Source organism: Streptosporangium vulgare (assembly GCF_042428775.1).
In the GTDB taxonomy this organism is placed as follows: Bacteria; Actinomycetota; Actinomycetes; order Streptosporangiales; family Streptosporangiaceae; genus Streptosporangium; species Streptosporangium vulgare.
The window spans coordinates 48,554-67,200 of record NZ_JBHMBS010000004.1; the positions used below are offsets into that span (position 1 = coordinate 48,554).

At 71.0% G+C, this 18,647-nt stretch carries 16 protein-coding genes; 8 read left to right on the forward strand and 8 right to left on the reverse strand.

Features of this window, described 5'->3' with window-relative positions:
• Positions 1–4: 4 nt before the first annotated feature.
• Together ACFFRH_RS09790 and ACFFRH_RS09795 are read right to left on the reverse strand one after the other, a co-directional pair.
• Complete coding sequence (locus ACFFRH_RS09790; protein ID WP_386155774.1) at positions 5–910, reverse strand: phosphotransferase enzyme family protein; 906 nt, start codon at positions 908–910, stop codon at positions 5–7.
• On the reverse strand, positions 910–2,358 hold the full coding sequence (locus ACFFRH_RS09795; protein WP_386155776.1) for a helix-turn-helix domain-containing protein: 1,449 nt from the start codon (positions 2,356–2,358) through the stop codon (positions 910–912). Before ACFFRH_RS09795 ends, ACFFRH_RS09790 begins: the two co-directional genes overlap by 1 nt.
• A 230-nt stretch (positions 2,359–2,588) precedes the next feature.
• On the opposite strand from ACFFRH_RS09795, the gene ACFFRH_RS09800 reads away from it, so the two are divergent.
• The gene (locus ACFFRH_RS09800; protein WP_350968244.1) at positions 2,589–2,873 is read left to right on the forward strand and encodes a hypothetical protein; all 285 of its coding nucleotides are present in this window, start codon (positions 2,589–2,591) and stop codon (positions 2,871–2,873) included.
• A gap of 322 nt (positions 2,874–3,195) precedes the next feature.
• Positions 3,196–3,933 (forward strand): glycosyltransferase family 2 protein, encoded by a 738-nt coding sequence (locus ACFFRH_RS09805; protein WP_386155778.1) that lies wholly within the window; start codon positions 3,196–3,198, stop codon positions 3,931–3,933.
• 130 nt (positions 3,934–4,063) lie between these two features.
• Here the strand turns inward: ACFFRH_RS09805 and ACFFRH_RS09810 are convergent, their stop codons facing one another.
• The 3 genes from ACFFRH_RS09810 to ACFFRH_RS09820 form a co-directional block, all read right to left on the reverse strand.
• Positions 4,064–5,050 (reverse strand): hypothetical protein, encoded by a 987-nt coding sequence (locus ACFFRH_RS09810; RefSeq protein WP_386155780.1) that lies wholly within the window; start codon positions 5,048–5,050, stop codon positions 4,064–4,066.
• 637 nt (positions 5,051–5,687) lie between these two features.
• On the reverse strand, positions 5,688–6,053 hold the full coding sequence (locus ACFFRH_RS09815; protein WP_386155782.1) for an STAS domain-containing protein: 366 nt from the start codon (positions 6,051–6,053) through the stop codon (positions 5,688–5,690).
• An 87-nt stretch (positions 6,054–6,140) separates the two neighbouring features.
• Positions 6,141–6,515 carry an STAS domain-containing protein gene (locus ACFFRH_RS09820; protein ID WP_386155784.1) on the reverse strand — a complete coding sequence of 125 codons (375 nt, stop codon included), beginning with the start codon at positions 6,513–6,515 and terminating at the stop codon, positions 6,141–6,143.
• Positions 6,516–6,613: 98 nt separating this feature from the next.
• Here ACFFRH_RS09820 and ACFFRH_RS09825 point away from each other — a divergent pair, with 98 nt between their 5' ends.
• On the forward strand, positions 6,614–7,915 hold the full coding sequence (locus tag ACFFRH_RS09825) for a hypothetical protein (RefSeq protein WP_386155786.1): 1,302 nt from the start codon (positions 6,614–6,616) through the stop codon (positions 7,913–7,915).
• A 390-nt stretch (positions 7,916–8,305) separates the two neighbouring features.
• Here ACFFRH_RS09825 and ACFFRH_RS09830 read toward each other — a convergent pair whose 3' ends face one another.
• Positions 8,306–9,646 carry an APC family permease gene (locus tag ACFFRH_RS09830; RefSeq protein WP_386155787.1) on the reverse strand — a complete coding sequence of 447 codons (1,341 nt, stop codon included), beginning with the start codon at positions 9,644–9,646 and terminating at the stop codon, positions 8,306–8,308.
• A 133-nt stretch (positions 9,647–9,779) separates the two neighbouring features.
• Between ACFFRH_RS09830 and ACFFRH_RS09835 the strand changes: the two genes are divergently transcribed.
• Positions 9,780–10,172 (forward strand): DUF8711 family protein, encoded by a 393-nt coding sequence (locus tag ACFFRH_RS09835; RefSeq protein WP_386155789.1) that lies wholly within the window; start codon positions 9,780–9,782, stop codon positions 10,170–10,172.
• A gap of 274 nt (positions 10,173–10,446) precedes the next feature.
• On the opposite strand, the gene ACFFRH_RS09840 is transcribed toward ACFFRH_RS09835, so the two are convergent.
• Entirely contained in the window at positions 10,447–11,631 is a 1,185-nt protein-coding gene (locus ACFFRH_RS09840) for a glycosyltransferase family 4 protein (protein ID WP_386155791.1), read from the reverse strand.
• 102 nt (positions 11,632–11,733) lie between these two features.
• Here ACFFRH_RS09840 and ACFFRH_RS09845 point away from each other — a divergent pair, with 102 nt between their 5' ends.
• Genes ACFFRH_RS09845 through ACFFRH_RS09855 form a run of 3 tightly spaced genes read left to right on the forward strand, consistent with a single transcriptional unit; the run spans position 11,734 to position 17,063 of the window.
• Positions 11,734–12,525, forward strand: a complete 792-nt coding sequence (locus tag ACFFRH_RS09845) for a PIG-L deacetylase family protein (RefSeq protein ID WP_386155793.1) — start codon at positions 11,734–11,736, stop codon at positions 12,523–12,525.
• 54 nt (positions 12,526–12,579) lie between these two features.
• Entirely contained in the window at positions 12,580–13,641 is a 1,062-nt protein-coding gene (locus ACFFRH_RS09850) for a lysylphosphatidylglycerol synthase transmembrane domain-containing protein (RefSeq protein ID WP_386155795.1), read from the forward strand.
• Between the two features lie 53 nt (positions 13,642–13,694).
• Positions 13,695–17,063, forward strand: coding sequence for an ATP-binding protein (locus ACFFRH_RS09855; protein WP_386155797.1), 3,369 nt, complete (start codon positions 13,695–13,697; stop codon positions 17,061–17,063).
• A 252-nt stretch (positions 17,064–17,315) separates the two neighbouring features.
• Here ACFFRH_RS09855 and ACFFRH_RS09860 read toward each other — a convergent pair whose 3' ends face one another.
• Positions 17,316–17,933, reverse strand: coding sequence for a hypothetical protein (locus tag ACFFRH_RS09860; RefSeq protein ID WP_386155799.1), 618 nt, complete (start codon positions 17,931–17,933; stop codon positions 17,316–17,318).
• A 159-nt stretch (positions 17,934–18,092) separates the two neighbouring features.
• Between ACFFRH_RS09860 and ACFFRH_RS09865 the strand changes: the two genes are divergently transcribed.
• On the forward strand, positions 18,093–18,635 hold the full coding sequence (locus ACFFRH_RS09865) for a DedA family protein (protein WP_344749496.1): 543 nt from the start codon (positions 18,093–18,095) through the stop codon (positions 18,633–18,635).
• Positions 18,636–18,647: the final 12 nt, after the last annotated feature.

Here is an 18,647-nt window from a genome sequence, read left to right on the forward strand (position 1 = left end):
TCTTTTACTGGGAGACAGTAACGGGTTCGGCCATGTACCAGCGGGCATGTTGCTCACCTCGGGTGAGGGAATCCAGCCTGCGGGGAAGCTCGCGCCGGGAGAACGGGTCGGCGGCGGCGTTGCGGATGTGGATGCCCACCGCGTAGATGTCCCTGACCTCCATGAGGGTGGAGTATCCCGGCCAGGAACGCAGGTCGCTGCCGTACGCGTCGGCGAAGGCGTCCACGTCGGCGGCGGTCAGGCCGAAACGCCGCTGGCCGTGGTAGGTGTGGACCAGGTCCCACTCGCGGGGGCCGACCGCGACACCGTCCCAGTCGCAGAGCACCACGTGGCCGTCCGTGCAGCGCAGCAGGTTGTCGATCCACGCGTCGCCGTGCAGCAGCACCGGCGCGTCGTCCATGCCGAGGTCCGACCAGCGCTCCGTCAGCTCCGCGATGCGGTCGCGCAGCCAGGCCCGCTGGCAGGAGGTGAGCTCCTCGGATCGGTCCACGGCGCGGCGCACCTCGCACAGCGGGTCGACGAAACGCCGCAACGCCACCGGCGGGACCGGCAGCAGGTGCAGGCTGCGCAGGATCTCGCCCAGCTCCGTGGTGGTGGGACGGCCGCTCGCCGGGACGTAGTGCCAGAAGGTGACGACCCTGCCCTCGTGCACCACGGGCTGCTCGGAGATCTCGTCGGCCGGGCGCACCGCGGGGAACCCCTGCTCGGCGAGCCAGCGCGCCACCGCGAGGACCAGCGGCAGCCGGGTCAGCGCGTTGGGAGCGGTGGCGATCCTGACCACGATCTCGCTGCGCAGCTTGAAGACGGCGTTGCTGCGCACCCGCAGCAGCTCCGCGTCCCTGTGGTCGATGCCGAGGTCCTCGCAGACCTCCCGCAGGACGGTGTACGCCTCCTCGGCGAGCGCGTTCATCAGCTGACCGGTGCCGCGCCGGTGACCAGGTCGTTCAGGCGCCGCACCGCCGCCGCCCTGTGCCTGGTCTGGGGCACCTCCGACAGCATCGCCCGCGCGCGGTTGAGCACGATGGAGGTGCGGTGTTCGGGCGGGACCTGGAGCAGGGCCTTCTCCGCCAGGTGGCAGGCGTCGTCGATCTTGCCGTCGCGGACCAGGTGCGCGGCCTGGTCGAGCAGGAGGAGGACCGGGTCGATGGCGTACGGCACCGAGGGCCCGGCGGGCCCCGGCTTCCAGTCGACGTCCTCGCCCAGCTCGATCAGGGTGCCGATCCGGTAGAACTGCAGCCGCCGCTCGGAGAACCGGAAGGCCAGGTGGTCGTGGCCCTCGGGGGGCATCTTGGCGAAGATCCGCTCCGCCTCGGCGAGCGCGACCCTCGCCGCCTTGTGCTCGCCCATCCGGGCCAGCGCCCGCGCCTCCGCCGCCGCGCCGAGCGCGGCCGGGGAACTGGGCGCGCTGCCGGCGAGCATCCTGGCCTCGCGGGCCAGCCGCACGGTCTCGGCCAGGTCGCCGTAGTAGTAGGGGAGCATCGCCTGCTGCGCCCGGACGAGGGCGCGCAGCCGCACGTCGCCCATGTCGTCGGAGGCGTTGCGCGCGGTGCCGTACCAGGCGTGGGCCTGGCGGGTGTCGCCGAGCTTCATCAGCGCGTCGGCCGACAGCAGCGCGAGCATGACGGTGGCGTTGAGCAGGCGGCGCTGGGCCATCGCGGGCTGGCGGGCCAGCGAGAGCGTCCGGACGTCCGACAGCTCCAGCATGAGCCGGTAGAGCATCGGCACCGGCGCGCTGCTGATGTACTCGCGCCGGTAGCGCAGCACCTGCTCGTCGAGCCGGTCGAGCTGCTCCTCGGAGACGGTGGCGACGGCGAGCGTACGGTCCAGGTCCTGGCGGGTCCGCTCGACCTCGGCCAGCAGCCGGCCGGTCATCACGGACTCCGAGCCGAGCAGGGCGTGGTGGAACAGCGCCCGCCGCTCGATGTCGTCCTCGGACCGTTCCCGCTCCTCCGTCTGGTACGGCGCGCGGGACTCGCCACCGGAGACGACGACGACCTTGGTGCCCCCGCCGTCCTCGCAGTAATCTCCGGCCAGGCCCAGCCTCACCGCGTTCGCGCGGTAGAGTCGGGCGAGCAGATCGATGGTCTGCGGGCGCGGTCGTGCCCGGTTGTTCTCCCAGGCGTTGAGCAGGTCGATGCTGGCCCGCGCCTCGCCCAGGTCCTGGCGCTCACAGAGCTCCTCCAGCTCCTGCACGGACTGCCTGGCCGACCATCCCCTGGCCAGGCGGTGTGCCTTGAGCAGGCTCACCCCGCAGCAGCCGTGAATGGCCTGCGCGGTCTGCCAGTGGGTCCACTGCCTGGACGCCGCCTGCTCCCGCCACCGTCGCGCGCACGCGGGGGAATGCTCACCTCGGGCCACGGCGCCCCTCCCGGTCGCTGTTTACACAACATTAACAAACACGCACCTCAGCGTAAACGCACCTGTGCGCGGCGTTCCTTTTATTCGCGGTTTCCCCACGGAACATCAGCGACTTTCCGGTCTATTCCACTGATCCCGAGGGGGGTTGCGGAGGGACCGATTGCCTCAAGTGCCGCAAAACCGCACTCTGCAGAGAGGCAAGTCACAAGTGTCCGCCAGGAGTGATCCGGATGATGACAGAGCGCGGCGAGGGCATCGACCACCTGCGTCGGTTGGCCGCCCAGTTGGAGGCGCACGCCTTCCAGGTGCGTCTGAGGTCGGCCGCAGGACTTTATCCACGGCTTCATGTGATCAACCCCATGGCCCCGGCCAGGACCGAGGACGTGCTCGCCGCCCACGAGGAGGACGGCGAGTGGTGGTTCTGGCTGTCCTGGGCGGGGCGCATCGGCCACGCGGAGGACGTCGCGACGGCCGCGGAACGTGTGGCCAGTGTTCTTCATGTGATACGGAGATAGGTGATTCTTGGGCCTGGCATGGGTAACACCCGGTGATCAAGCCCAGAATGGAGCGGCACCGTGAAAAGGATCCTGGTCGTACAACGTCCGCGTCCGCCCCGTGAGCCGGTGCCGCTCGATCTGCGCAGCCCCTCGGGTCGCACACTCCCCTTCTGACGGCCCCGGCGATCCACATCGGGTCGCGCCTCCCCCTTGGGAACAGTCGGCGAAGAGACCTTCCCGCTGCCCCCAAGGGGAGGTCAAGAGGCACGATCCTCCGTCGCATACGGGGTTGCAAGAGGCTTTCAAGTGTTCTGCAGGCGGTTCGTTAGACCTTGTGACCATGAACAGCGCCCCTTTCGCTTTCAGTGTCAGCGTGATCGTCCCTGCCATGAACGAAGCGGAGAACCTGCCCCACGTCTTCGCGACCCTGCCGTCCTGGATCGACGAGGTGATCCTGGTCGACGGCAACTCCACCGACGACACGGTGGCCGTGGCCAAGGCCCTGCGTCCGGGACTGCGCGTCGTCACGCAGACCCGCAAGGGCAAGGGCAACGCTCTCACCGAGGGCTTCGCCGCCGCGACCTGTGACATCATCGTCATGATCGACGCCGACGGGTCCACCGACGGCCGGGAGATCCACGCCTTCGTGACCGCGCTGGTCGAAGGCGCCGACTTCGCCAAGGGGTCCCGCTGTGCCCCCGGCGGAGGCTCGGACGACATCAGCCCGATCCGCTCGCTCGGCAACACGATGCTGACCAAGATGACCAACCGGCTGTACGGCACCCGCTACACCGACCTGTGCTACGGCTACAACGCCTTCTGGGCCCGCCACCTCGAAGCCCTGGACCTCGACTGCGACGGCTTCGAGATCGAGACGCTGATGAACATCCGCGCCGCCCAGGCCGGTCTCGTCATCCGCGAGGTCCCCAGCCACGAGCGCAGCCGCATCCACGGCGCCAGCAACCTGCACGCCGTCCGCGACGGCCTTCGGGTGCTGCGCACCATCCTCCGCGAGCGCGAGGGACGCGTCGGCGGCATCCGGCTGCGTCGGGAGCACGCCACCCACGCCACCGCCTGACACCCGCCGGGGAACCCGCGAAGATCAGGGCGGACACCGGCCGGTGCCGCTCCGCCCGCGCGACGCCGGGGGCGATGAACCGCGCTCCGGCCCCGCCTCCCCGGAACGGCCGGAGGTGACGTCATGGCGATCACATGGGTTCGTGGCGGGTTTCGCCGTGACGGTGTACGAGGCGAACACCGCGTTCGCCGAAGGCCCGCTCGGCCGCCTCGGTCATCGGGCGGGCCCCGTCCTCGGGTGCCCAGCAGACGGGCGTCCGGCCCACGCTCGTGGAATACACGTAGGCCACCCCGACCGTTTCGGCGGGATCTCCGAGTTTTTCACAGATCGAGTAACTCGCCGTGTTCCAGTTCCGGCCACCCGTACAGGGTGTGGGACCGTCCGTGTCAAGGCTCTGCCTGCCGCCACAGTCCCTGATGGAACCACGCCAGACGGAGTCACACGTCGCGGCCTGCCGGAAGACGCCGTCTCCGAGATCTCGCAAGCAGTTCAGTCTCATGGTGAGACCGAAGGCGCACTCGTTCGGGGAAAGATCCTCGTCGGCGCATCCGAGATACCTGTCGAGAAGGTCCGAACAGCCGACCCTCAGCGTGTGACACAGACCGAGAACCTCGATGTACGTCGAGCAGAACGTGTCGTCACCCCGCCTGTCGTCGCGACATTCGTAGTAGGCGTCTCGCGCCTTCACACAGTCGAATCCGCCGGCCGGATCAAAGGTGGGCGGACAGCGTGAGAACTCCCTCTCGCCCGCGGCGCACACCTCGTCAGACCGAACGGGAGTCCCCGTCCGGCACGACAGGTAGGAATCGAAGGAAGCGGCACAGGCTTTTTCGTTGTTGAAAGCACCTCGTTCTCCGAATCTGCATCCAACCCGGACGATCAACGCCTGCTTGCACAACGTGGCAGAGGTCTTCGCCGGATGACGCCTCACGCAGGTGTCGTATCCCGGGACCTTCGACCGGCAGTCCACGTCTCCCGGCCCGTCGCCCTTCGGGCAGACCTCTCGGGCCACGGCACCTGTGTCCGGTTCATTCACGGAATACCATGACGGCTGCGCCCGCGGGATCGCCGGAGGTGTCGCGGTCGTCGAGCAACCGGCCAGGACGACAATGGCCACGAGTGCCACCAGCACACTACGGATCCGCGACCTCGCCGTGACCATGCGCCCTCTCGGTCGGCCCGCGCCCGGCGTCGGTACGCGGGCGTCAGCCAACTCTGCCGGACCGTCCCGCTGAGATCAAGAGACGGGGATCAAATAGCACAAATTACACATGAGGGCGAAATATCAAACACGGCAAGTAATGTCACCATAATTCGTTTCGCCAGATAAAGGTGCGGGGGGCGGCCGTTTCCCGGATGCGCCGATGCCATCAGGCTCGTCGACGCGGAGAGTTCGACCGTCGCGGCACTCGAAGCCGCCAGGATCAATGGTGATCCGGTCACCGCGGACGGAAAAACGTCGCCGGACGGCTCAGGCGACTTCGACGACCAGGTGAAAGACGTCACGAAAAAGCTCGCCCTCCGCCACAGGGCCACCGAGGGCGAGAGGGGCCACGACAGGCGCGGCTCTCCGCCCCGTCACGCCAAATCACATCGAGCTGAACGAAAAGTTCCGCGAGAGAATGTCATATGTCATTAGAAACGACGACATATGATCCCGCCCTCCCCCCTGGTGCCGGCGAAGGTCGAGGCGGAGGGACAGGCGGACCAGTGTTCGCGGAGGCGGTGCGGAGATCAGGGCCGCCGTACGGGCCTCAGGCCACCTCGAGCGCGTCGGCCACCGAGGGGAGCACCTCGAACACCTGGATCAGGCCGGCGAGGTTGAGACGCCTGGCCAGGTTGCCCTGGACGCCGGTGAGGATGACCCGTACCTCCCGGTTCAGGCCCTGGTGGCGCACCTGGAGCAGCTCGCCGATCCCGGAGGAGTCGCAGAAGGTCAGGGCGGACAGGTCGAGGATCAGCATCGGCGAGGGCAGGGAGTCCCAGGCCCTGCCCATCTCCTCGCGCAGCACGGACGTGTGGTAGTGATCAAGCTCTCCACTCGCGCGCACGACGAGCGTCGTACCGTGCAGCCCGGAGGTGACGGTGAAAACCGACTCCGGCTCATCTCCCACGAACATGACCAACCCTCTGACCGACCCTTTGCCCAAGCAACCATAACTGTCTCATACGGCGCGTATCGCCCCGGCGCGGAGAGACGCGGCCGTTCATGTCGGCTCGGGGAAGGCCTCCATCGCCTCTTCGACCGTACGCCGGGTGTCGAACAGCTCGGCCACCCCCAGACGGCGCAGCCGTTGCCTCATCACGGTGGAGGGGCCGACGAGGACGAGCGAGCCCGCGACCCGGCGGACGCGGGTGAGGGCGTACATGAGCACGCCGTAGCCGGTGGAGTCGCAGAAGGTGACCTCGGTGAGGTCGATCACCAGGCGCGGGTGGTCCGTCGCGCCCAGCGCGGCGTCCGCCTGCTCCTTCAGCAGCGGGGAAGACCCGTAGTCCAGTGCCCCCACCGCGTGCAGGGCGGTGAAATGGCTGTGCTTGTCGGCCCGAACGCGGAATCTCGCGTCCTCCTCAGCCTTCGACATCGGCATCCTCTCCCGCCTACGTCCCCGGTGCCCCAGCCAGGCGGTTCTAATCATCGCGGGCACGGCCGGACGACGGAGGCATGCGGAACAATGGTGGCATGGTGAGAGCGCGCCCGGTGGCGATCCTGGTCTTCGGAACGCTGCTGATCGCCGCGTGCGGCGCGGCCCCGGCCGAGCCCACCGCACCCACCGCGACCCCGGGGCCGGGCGGTACGGCCTCGCGGTCCCCCGGTTCCGTTTCCTCCACTTCCCCGGGTCCGGCGCCACGGGACCCCTCGGCGAGTCCGGTGGCGACCGGGGCGGTCGCCTCGTCCGCCGAGTGGGCGGCCGTGGGGAGCGCGAAGCTGCCGGGCGGCACGGCGCTGCTCGACGTGGCGGCGACCGGGCCCCGTGACGCCTGGGCCGTCGGATACCAGGACAGCGCCGAGGACCGGGAGGGCACGCCCGCCGTCCTCCGCTGGAACGGGAGCCGCTGGCGGGAGATGCCGCTGGGCGAGCTGGGCGAGGGGGCCGGCGCCGCCCGTCTGGAGGGGGTCGGCGCGGCCGGGCCCGACGACGTGTGGGTGGTGGGCAACGGCCCGAGCGCGTTCGCCGCGCACTGGAACGGGCGGGCGTGGGCCCCGCACCGGCCCTTCGGGGTCGCCGAGGACTACCGGCTCGCGGACGTCACGACGAGCGGCGGCGACGCGTGGTTCGCCGCGAATGGCCCTTCCGGCGCGGTCGTCCTGGAGTGGGCGGGCGGCGGGTTCCGCAACGTGCTGAGCACCGGGGGCACCTTCGAGGCGATCACCTCCGGGGAGGGGCACGTCTGGGCGGTGGGGACGAGCGAGACCGGGACCCCGCTGGCCTGGCACGGCACGGCCGGATCGTGGGAGAGCCTGGAGACGCCCCCGATCCCTGGCGGCCGCCTCGACCGGGTCTGGCAGGTCTCGCCGTCGGAGGTGTGGGCGGTCGGGCAGGTCTCCGCCGCCCCGGCCGGGCCGTCGGGGAGCGAGACCGGGCCGAGCGCCCAGGCTGAGACGCCGCCGGACGTCCGGGCGGGCGGCGAGGGAGCGCGGCCGCTCGTCATGCGCTGGGACGGGACCCGCTGGACGCGGGTCGAGGTGCCGGTCTCCCGGGGGAGCCTGCACGGGGTCACCGCCTCCGGTCCCGGAAACCTGTGGATCAGCGGCGTCGACGCCGATCACGCCGGGCAGGTGCTCGTCCTCCACTTCGACGGCACCACCTGGTCACGCGAGTACGGCCCGCTGTTCCGTACCTACACCACCACCCAGCAGTACGACGGGACCGACGACGTCGGCGGCACCGTCCTGACCCGGGTGCCGGGCACCGAGACGCTGTGGGCGGTGGGCTCGGTCGGCGTGGGCGACGACGAGAAGGCCTTCGTGCTCCGCCGCTGACCCCCACCGCTGCCGCCGCCTCCCGTGCGGCGCGAGGTCGCGGATTTGGAACACACGATGTCCCTGCCGGAAACATGAGCCGCCTACCGTGCGGACATGGCGGACTTTACCCACCAAATGCCACGACAGAGCCTTCGACGACACGGCTGGGACACCGAAGGTCAGACTTCCGCCCCGGGCACCGCCCGCCCCCGCGCTCACGCGACCCCTAGAACCCCTGATCCCACCCCAGACCTGCACACGCTTGGTAAAAAATCCGTGAAAAAGTCGGTCAGGTGACGTAGTCTCTCTCAAACTCCAACAAAGAGGGAGTATCACATGAAAAAGGTTCTTATCCTCCAAAAGCCCCGGCCGCCCCGGAAACCCATCGCCCTGGACCTTCGTACGCCCTCAGGACGGGCGCTGCCCTTCTGAGAGGAACAGCCGGTTGACGAACCAGAGGGCCGCCCCGATCACGAGCAGCACCCCGGCGCGGACGTAGACGTCCACGCCCCTGCCGGTGACGGGAAGCGTCAGGCCGAAACAGACCACCGCCCCCAGGATCGGCATCCAGCTCGGCGCCCGGAAGTGATCGTGGTCCACCCGGTCCTTGCGGAGGACCAGCACGGCCACGTTGACCAGCGTGAAGACGCACAGCAACAGCAGCACGGTGGTGTCCGCCAGGCCGCCCACGTCGCCGGTGGCGACCAGCACGGCCGCGACACCCACGGTGAAGAGGATGGCCACCCACGGGGTGGACCTCGTCGAATGGACCGCCGCGAACACCCGCGGCACGATCCCCTCACGCGCCATGCCGTACACCAGGCGCGAGGCCATGAGCATGTTGATCAGCGCGGTGTTGCCCACCGCGAGCAGCGCGATCAGGGCGAACAACTTGGGCGGGAACGCCAGCCCTGCGACCTTGACGACCTCCAGCAACGGACCGGACGAGTCCGTGAGCGTCTTGGTGTCGACCAGCATGGTCGCGGTGAACGCGACACCCAGGTAGATGATCGCCGCGATGGTCAGGCCGCCGAAGAGCGCGCGGGGGAAGTCTCGCTGCGGGTCCTTGGCCTCCTCGGCGAGGTTGACCGAGTCCTCGAAACCGAGCAGCGCGTAGAAGGCTAGGGCCGTGCCGCCCAGGATGCCGAGGAAGGCGCCGTTGGCCGGGTGGAACTCCAGGGCCCGCGACGGATCGCCGTCACCGGACAGCAGGGCGAAGATCCCGATCGCGATGATGACGAGCAGGCCGAACGCCTCGATGATCGTCAGCACCACGTTGACCTTGATGGACTCGGAGATCCCGGCGAAGTTCACCAGCGTGATCAGGCCGAGGAAGAGGAACGCCCCGACGACGACCGGCAGGGTGACGAACTCCCCGAGGTAGTCGCCGCCGAAGGCCCGGGCGGCCGCGCTCGCCGAGGTGATCCCGCTCATCAGCACCGCGAACGCCACGATGAAGGTGACAAAGGGAATGTTGAACGCTTTGTTCGCATAAAGCGCGGCACCGGCTGCCTGAGGATATTTGCCGACAAGTTCGGCGTAGGCGGTCGCCGTCAGCGCCGCGAGCACGAAGGACACGAGGAAGGGCACCCACAGCGCCCCGCCGACGTGTCCGGCGACCTTCCCGACCAGGGCGTATATCCCCGCGCCGAGGATGTCGCCCACCACGAACAGCAGGAGGACCTTACGCCCGATGACCCGCTTGAGCGAGTGCTGACCGGAACCGGGATCGACGATCGCCTCAGCCATACCCCGCCCTTACCCTCCGCGGGGGCGAAATCACGTCAGGTCACACGAGTCACTGTTGTAAGCGCCATGAAAGTGATCCGCAAGGAACCCTGCCTACAGTTCCAACTGTCACGAAATGCAATGAAAGGCAGAAATGTTCCGCGCCCTCTCCTCCCGCCGCCTCGCCGTCACCGCCGCGGGAATCGCTCTCATATCGATGACCGCCGCCTGCGGCGCGACCGCCAACAGCGCGGTCTGCACCGAGGGCGCCTGGTCGAAGCCCTTCGCGGACTTCACCACCGCCGTCACGGCGAGCGCCGGTGATCTCACCAAGTACAACGACGCCACCGCCAAGCTCGCCGCCGACCTCAAGGCGCTGGCGGGCACGGCCGACGGCGAGGTGGCCACCGCCCTCAACGACCTCTCCACGACGTTCGAGGGGTTCAAGATCGACCCGAACGACCCGGCGGCGGCAGCCACGGCCGTGGGATCGATGACGACGAAGGCCCAGGAGGCGAGCACCAAGCTCGCCGAGGCCTGCGCCTAGGCGCTCGCTCCTGGACGAACCCGTCCACCGGACTCGTGTCTCCTGGTGACAGGAGACACTTCGGGTACGGCCGCCGCCCCGCCTGCGGGGGGCAGTGCGGCGCGGCGGCCGTACCGACCGTCTCCACCGGATTCCGGAGTTCCGGAGTTCCACCAAGCCCCATCGCGCTCCATCGAGGCCCCTGCCACCGCACGGCGGGGGCCTCGCACGTTTTCCCGGCCCTCGCCCCGTTCACGGCCCTCGCCCCGTTCGTTCCCTCCGGAGGCGGGGCCCGTCAGGTCCTGGCGGCGCGGGCCTGCTCGTAGCAGCGCTCGAAGCCTTCGAGCACCACCGGCCAGGAGCTGCGGACGGGCTCGGTCTCCCGGTTGTTCTCCGCGATCGACTCGCGCAGCTCGCGGTCGCGGACCAGCCTGGCCACCGACGCGACCAGGTCGTCGAAACTCCTGCCGAGCAGCCCCTCCTTGCCGGGCCGTACGAAGTCGGCCACCCCGCTCTGCGCCCGCGCCACCACCGGCACCCCCGCGGCCCTCGCCTCCAGCGCCGCCAGCCCGAAGGACTCGCGGGGCGCGGGGGCGACGAACACGTCCGTCGAGGCGAGCAGCTCGCGGATCTGGTCGCGGCTGTAGCGGCCGGGAAGCGAGACCCAGCCGGTCATGCCGTTGGCCCGCAGGTAGCGCTCCATCTGCGACCGGGCCGGGCCGTCCCCGACGACGGTCGCCCGCATCGGCGTCTCCCCCGGCACCTGGGCGCGCGCCTCCCGCAGGAGCCTCAGCAACCGGACCGGCTGCTTGCGGGGCGCGAGCCGCCCCACCGCGACGACGTGCACCGGCTCCGGCCGTACCGGACCGCTCTCCGGCACGGACCGCGAGGGGTCCCCGCCCGGCTCGGGCCGTACGGGATCGGCGGGAGGGGGCGGAGAGGGCGGAGGGAGAAACGACGAGCGCCAGCCGGAGACGTCCAGGCCGTTGGAGACCACGTGCACCGGCACGCCGGGCCCGGCCACCGCGCGGATCGGCAGCGCGGCGGCCCCGCTCACCGCGGTGCCCACCAGCCCCCAGCGGTGCCACCCGAACAGCAGCCGCAGCCCCCGGTAGAGCGCCCGCGTGACCGGGTCCCACATGCTGTGCACGGTGACGACCACGGGCAGGCCCGCGCGGGTCGCCGCCCGCACGCCCATCCAGGCGAACGGCGAGACCGCGCCCGTGTGCACGTGCACCACGTCGGGACGCCGCGCTCTCACCAGACGGAGCAGATGTCCCACCCCGAACGGATGGACCGGCAGGTCGAACGGTAGTCTCGCGACGATCCTGTGCACCCCGGGCAGGCTCTCCCCGGGGGTGGCGGTCGCCACCTCGACCTGGTGGCCCGCCTCCCGCTGCGCCCGGATCAGATCGGCGACCTGCACCTCGATCCCACCGAGACGCGGCAGGTAACAGTCACTGATGTGGAGGATCCTCACCGTGCCAGCGTAGACCCGCGTGAGATCATGCCTGCGTGCCCCACTAGGGCGCGCCCGAGTCGCGCGAACGGAGTGAGCCTGATCAGCAGCGTCAAGACAGCAGTGTTCTTTCATGCCCATCCCGACGACGAGGCCCTGCTCACCGCGGGCACCATGGCGATGCTCGCCGCCGAGGGCCATCGGGTGGTGCTCGTCGTGGCGACCTCGGGAGAGCGGGGCCAGGCCGACCTCGAACCCGGTGAGGCGCTGGGCGCCGCCCGCGTGGCCGAGCTGTACAAATCGGCGGCGGCACTCGGCTGCGCCCGCGTGGTGAACCTCGGCTACGGCGACTCCGGGCTCGCGCCCGGCGGCGGGGTCGCCGACGACCGGCCCGACGACGCCTTCATCGACGCCGACGCCGAGGAGGCCGCCCAGCGGCTCGCCGCCATCCTCACCGAGGAGAGGGCCGACCTGCTGACGACCTACGACCCGGCGGGCGGCTACGGCCACCCCGACCACGTCCAGGTGCACCGGGTCGGCGGCCGGGCGGCCGAGATCGCGAGGACCCCGATCGTGCTGGAGGCCACCGTCAACCGCGACCCCCTGCTGCGGGGGCTGCGCCTGGTCAGGAGGTTCTACCCGCAGCTCGACATCCGGGCCTTCGAGCGGGCGTACTCCCCCGGCGAGGTGATCACCCACCGGGTCGCCGTGCGGCGCTTCGCCCGCCAGAAGCGGGCGAGCATGGCCGCCCACGCCTCCCAGGCCACCGGCGCCGACACCCGCACGCTCGGGGTGATGCTCAAGATCCCCCAGCCTCTGTACCGTCTCGTCTTCGGCACCGAGTGGTACGTCCGCCGGGACGCCCCCCTGGGCTCCCGGCTGAGGCATCCCTTCGAAGTTCCTCCCAAAGGATGAGGCCGGGACCGGCAGACTTGTCCGGGGGTGCCGGATGAAGAGCGGGCGTGTCGGATGAAGAGCAGGTTGTTCCAGGTCGGGCTGTCGGTCGTGTCACTGGCACTCGCCGCCACGCTCGTGTTCTTCATGCCCCAGGTCGTCGCGGTCCTGACGGGCAAACACGTCTCCTGGGCGCAGATCGGCGCGCAGTTCGCCGCGCTGGGCGGCCGGGAGGTCGCGCTGATGACCGCCGTCTGGCTGCTCAGCCTCCTCGCCTACACGTTCGTGCTGACCGCCTCCCTCCCCGGGCTCACCCACCCGCAGGCCCTGATGCTGAACGCGGGCGGCAGCGCGGTGAGCAACCTGCTCCCCTTCGGCGGCGCGGCCGGGGTGGCGATGACGTTCGCGATGACCAGGGGCTGGGGTTTCCCCGCGCGGGCGGTGGTGGTCTCCACGCTGACCACCGGCATCTGGAACACCCTGTTCCGCTTCCTGCTGCCCGCGGCGGGCATCGTGGCCCTGCTGTTCAGCGGGCAACCGCTCAGCCCGTCGGTGACGAGGGCCGGCTGGGCCGGTGTGCTGTCCATCCTGGCGCTGGTCGCCGTGGTGACCGTCGCCCTGTACTGGGACCGCGCGGCGGACTTCCTGGGCCGCGGCCTCGACGCCCTGTCCCGCCTGCTCCCCCGCCGGATCCGCCCCGGCGAGCACGCCGCCTCCGAGGCGCTGACCAAGCTGCGGGCCGACACCTCCGAGATCGTGCGGAGCCGCTGGGCCGGCCTGACACTGGGAATGATCTTCTTTCTCGGCTTCCAGTGGCTCATCCTCGTCGTCTGCCTGCACGCGACCGGCGCCTACCCCGGCCTGGCGCAGTCGATCGCCGCCTTCGCCCTGTCGAGGGTCCTCACGACGGCTTTGGTGACTCCCAGCGGTACGGGGATAATGGAGGCCGGGACCATCGGCGCGCTGGTCTTCTTCGGCGCTCCGCTGGACTCCGCCACCGCCGCCGCCCTGCTTTTCGGGTTCTGGACCTACACTGTCGAAATCCCCTTCGGCGGGCTGGCGCTGGGTGCGTGGACATTCCTGCGCAGGCGTGAGAACGCCGCGCCGGCCCCTGAAAAGGAGTCGATCAGCCGCTAGATTGGGAAATACCTTGTATGCGATTGGAAGGCCCACATAGCGTGGCGGCTGACATGGTGGCTTTCCGAGTTCTCGGCCCGGTCGAGGCGTATTCCGGTGAGGACGAGCTCGACCTGGGCGGGCTTCGTCAACGTGCGGTCCTGGCACGCCTGCTCGTCGCGCGTGGTCAGGTCGTTCCCGTCGACTCCCTGCTGTACGACCTGTGGGACGACGACGCGGCCAAGGGTGCCCAGTCGGGTCTTCAGGTCTACATCTCCCGGCTGCGCAGGGTGCTGGAGCCGGGCCGTCCGCGCGGGGGCCCCAACCGGCTGCTGGTGACCGTCGCCTCGGGCTACGCGCTGCGCGCCGCCCCCGACCAGGTCGACGCGCTCCGCTTCGAGACGCTGGTCCGCACCGCCGGAGAGCATCTGGAGGGCGACGACCCCGCCTCCGCGCGAGCCCGCCTGGAGAAGGCCCTGGGCCTGTGGCGCGGCACCCCGTACTCCGACTTCGCCGACCAGCCGTGGGCCGAGGCCGAGGTCAACCGGCTCACCGAGCTGCGCCTGGTGGCCCGCGAGCGGCACGCCGACAGCGGCCTGCGGATGGGCCTGCCCGCCGAGTCGGTGCCCGACCTGGAGGCGCTGACCACCGAGCACCCGCTCCGCGAGGAGGGCTGGCGGCTGCTCGCCCTGGGCCTGTACCGCTGCGGGCGGCAGGGCGACGCGCTGGCCGCGCTGCGCCGGGCGCGCACGATCCTCTCCGACGAGCTGGGCATCGACCCCGGCCCGGCGCTGCGCAAGCTGGAGTCCGACATCCTGTCCCAGGATCCCGGCCTGCAGCTCGCCGCCCCGCCGCCCAGGCAGCGCCAGCAGGTGGCCGCGGAGACCTGGCCGCCCAGGCCCACGGTGGCCCAGGTGGAGCTTCCCCCGCTGGAGCCGGAGCCGTTCGTCGGCCGCGACGCCGAGCTGGGCAGGCTCACCACCGCCGCGGCCAGGACCGGCCGGTTCACCGTCGCGGTCATCAGCGGCGACGCGGGCGCGGGCAAGACCACCCTGGTCCGCCAGCTCATCAAGCGGCTGTCCGACGACGGGTGGGGCATCTCCTCCGGCGCGTGCCCCGACAGCAGCGCCACGCCTCCCGGCTGGGCCTGGGTGGAGATCCTGCGCACCCTGGTGAACGCCGCCGGGCCCGGCGAGTACGCCTCGCTGCTGGCACCGCTCCTCGACGACGCGGCCCCCGAGCCCGACGACGACCAGGCCTCCGGCGGGTTCCGGCTGCACCGGGCGGTGGGCGGCTACCTCGCCGCCGTCGCCAAGGAGACGCCGATCCTGCTCACCCTGGAGGACCTGCACTGGGCCGACGACCAGACGCTGGCGCTGCTTCGCGCGTTGCCGAGCCTGCTCGCCACCAGCCGGGTGCTGCTGGTGGTGACCTGCCGCGACAGCGAGCTGAGCGACCAGCAGGCCGACGTGCTGGCCGCGCTGGCCAGGCTCGGTCCCGTCCGGGTCGGTCTCACCGGGCTCGACACCAAGGCGGTGGCAGAGCTGGTCAGGGCGACCTGCGTGCGCGAGGTCGACGAGGACGCGGTCAACAGCATCGTCGAGCGCACCGGCGGCAACCCCTTCTTCGTCCGCGAGACGGTGCGCCTGCTCGACGCCGAGGCGGTGAGCGACCGCGCGACGGCCGCCGAGGTGATCTCCGGCGTGCCCTCCGGCGTCCGCGACGTGCTGCGCAGGCGGATCTCCCGGCTGCCCGCGATCGCCCAGCAGATCCTGCTGCAGGCCGCGGTGATCGGCCGCGACGTCGACGTGGACGTGCTGGTCGACGTCTCGGGCGACGAGGAGGCCGTGGTCGACGCGGTGGAGGCGGCGCTGCTCGCCGGCCTGGTCACCGAGCCGGGTCCCGGCATGCTCCGCTTCGACCACGACCTGGTCCGCGACACCCTGTACTCCGACGCCTCCCGTCTGCGCCGCTCCCGGCTGCACGCCGCGGTGGCCTCGGTGATCGAGCGCAGGAACCCCGGTGACGTCGCCGCGCTGGCCCACCACTACGACTCGGCGGGCACCAGCGAGACCGCCACCAAGACGGTGCACTACGCCGGGCTCGCCGCCGAGCAGGCCGAGCGGCGCTTCGCCCACCGCGAGGCGGCCACGCTGTGGGAGCAGGCCATCGCCGCCTTCGACAGGTCGGGCATCACCCACACGCCCGACAGCACCAGGGAGCGGCTGCTGCTCACCCTGCGGCTGATCAAGGCGCTGGCGCTCTGCGGCGACATGGCTGCGGCCCGCAGGCGGCGGCGCGAGGCGATGGACGCGGCGCTGCCGCTGGGCAACCTGGAGCTCACCGCCCGGGTGGCCGCCTCGCTCGCGGTGCCGCACAAGGGCATGGCCCGCGACTTCACCCGCACCGCCTGGGAGATCGTCGACGTCGCCGAGCAGGCGCTGGTCGAGCTGCCCGCCGGCGAGCAGTCGCTGCGGGCGAGCCTGCTGGCCACACTCGCCCTGGAGCTCGAGGGGTCGGCCACCCCCCGGGGCGAGCAGGCCTCGCTGGAGGCCGAGGAGCTGGCCCGGCGCTCCGGTGACCCCGCCCTGCTGGCGACCGCGCTGAGCGGGCGGCTGCGCCAGTCGTACGGGATCACCCCGGTGGGCGAACGCGAGGTCATCGGCAGGGAGCTGCTGGAGGTCGGCAAGGCGACCGGGCAGATCTCGGTGCAGGCGCTGGCCCACCTGGTGCTGATGGAGTGCGCGGCCGCCTCGGGCGCGTTCGCCGAGGCCGACGCGCACGTGGCCGCCGCGGAGAAGATGGCCAGGCAGTACGGCCTGTCCGCGCCCGCCGCCGTGGTCGCCTGGTACGCCGGGCAGCGCCTGATGATCGCCGGTGACTTCGCCGGGGCGGAGCGCGCCTACCGCGAGGCCGCCCGGCTCACCGCCAAGGCCGGGATGCTGGAGGGCCGCCAGGACCTGCCGCTGATCACCACGTTCTGCCTGCACCTGGTGAACGGGCGGGCCGCCGAGATGGTCGAGCCGCTGGCCGAGGCACACCAGCGCGGGGCCAAGTGGACCCTCGACGCCTACGCGGTCGCCCTCGCCTCGGCGGGCCACCACCGCGACGCGCGGGCCGTGATCGCGGTGAAGACGCCCGTGCGCCCCGACTTCCTCTACGAGCTGGCGATGATCTGGCGGGCCCTGGCGGGCATGCTGCTGAACGACCGGGAGCGGATGATCGAGGCGTACGACACGCTGAAGCCGTTCGCCGACCGGATCGCGGGCGCCGGGACCGGGGTGGTCGCGCTCTGGCCCGTCGCCCTCACCCTGGGTGACCTGGCGCTGCGACTGGGCTTCACCGACGCGGTGAAGCCGCACTACGAGAACGCCCTCGCGGTGGCCGAGCGGGTCGGCGTGAGCCGGTGGGTGGAGGCGGCCCAGCGTTCCCTCGGCGGCTGACGCCTCGCGGGGCCGGTGCTCCGCCAGGCCGGCGTTCTCCTCCTGAGCCGGTGTTCTCCCAGGTCGGAGCTTCGTTGGGACTGCGCTTCCCTGGGGCGCTTTCGCGGGTCGGCCCCTCCTCAGGTTGGCGCTTCCTGGGGTCTGCGCTTCCTCGGGTCCCTGTTTCCTTGGGTCCGCGTTTCCTGGGTCTGTGTTTCCTCGGGGCCGTGCTTCCCTGGGCGGGGCCCGGGAAAAGCCGGGGAGCCGGGTGGGTCAGCAGCTGACGAGGAACTTCTCGCTGCGCAGCGGGGCGTCGCCGGAGACCGACAGCACGACGCGATACCAGCCGGGGTTGTTGACGATCCTGGGCTGCCACTCGACGGTCTGGCTCTCGCCGCCGAAGCCGGACCCGGTGCCCAGGTAGGTCTGCCAGCGGCGGGTGCCCGGGCTCCAGCGCTCCAGGCGCCAGCCGTAGGAGACGGTGGCCCGGGGGTCGTCGTTGTCGACGACGCTCTGGGCCTGGTAGGGCCTGTCGCAGGGACCGAGCGCGTCGAGGGCGCTGACGGTGACCGTGCCGGGGGCCGCGACCTTGTCCGTGGCCTTGTCCGCAGCCTTGTCCGTGATCTTGTCCGCGGCGGGGACCCGGCCCGCGGCGGAGACCCGCTCCGTGGTGGCCGGGAACTGCTCGGTGGCGGGCATCGACCGCGACGACAGCTCCACCGTCCGTACCGGCGCCTGCGCCGCCGCATCGGCCGGGGTCCGGGCCGGGGTGCCGTAGGTGGCCTCGACCCCCAGGTAGGCTCCGGCGAAGGCGAGGGTGGCGATGAGCAGCTTGACGACGCTCGCGGTTCCACTCGCCATCACCGGCGCCACACTGCTACGCGGACTCATGACAGACACCTTTCTTCGTTACCCCCCAGGTGTACGCCACGGTTCTTGCTCTGGAGTTGACGTCCGCTTGCAGCCGGAACGCTCGGGGGACACCGGTCCGCCGGTTGAGGTAAGCCTGCCCTAATATCGGGGTAGGCAGGTGGAACGACCGTGGTGGTGATGTTCAGAGTGCGACCTGTTGTGGCGGGCATCCCCGACCCGGCCTCCGCGTCCTTCCTGGGCATGCCCCTGTGGCTCTGGGTGATCGTCGGCGGCGTGGCCCTCTTCGGCGCGTTCCAGGCCTACTACTGGATCGGCCACGTCCTGGGCTCCAAGCTCTACACCTCGCGCCTGGGCGCCAGGATCGGCCAGGAGAACATCACCCGGGTCGAGAACGTCGTCAGGAAGTGGGGCGCGCTCGCCGTCTACGCCTGCTTCTGGGTCCCCGGGTTGCGCCACACGCTGCCATGGGTGGCCGGGGTGCTGCGGATCTCCTATCCCTGGTACGTCGTGGCCAGCGCGCTCGGCTGCCTGACCTGGGTGCCGGTGACCTCGTTCGGCCTGTACTCGGTGATCTGGGGCTGGCTCGGGCTCGCCGCCAGGTCGCCGCTCCTGGCGGGCCTGGCCGCGCTGGTGGCGGTCGCGGTGGTCGTCGGGTTCGTCCGCTGGCGCCGCCACCGGGCCGCCCGCCGCGAGGCGGAGAAACTGGCCGCCGCGGCCTGAGACGCGGGTCGC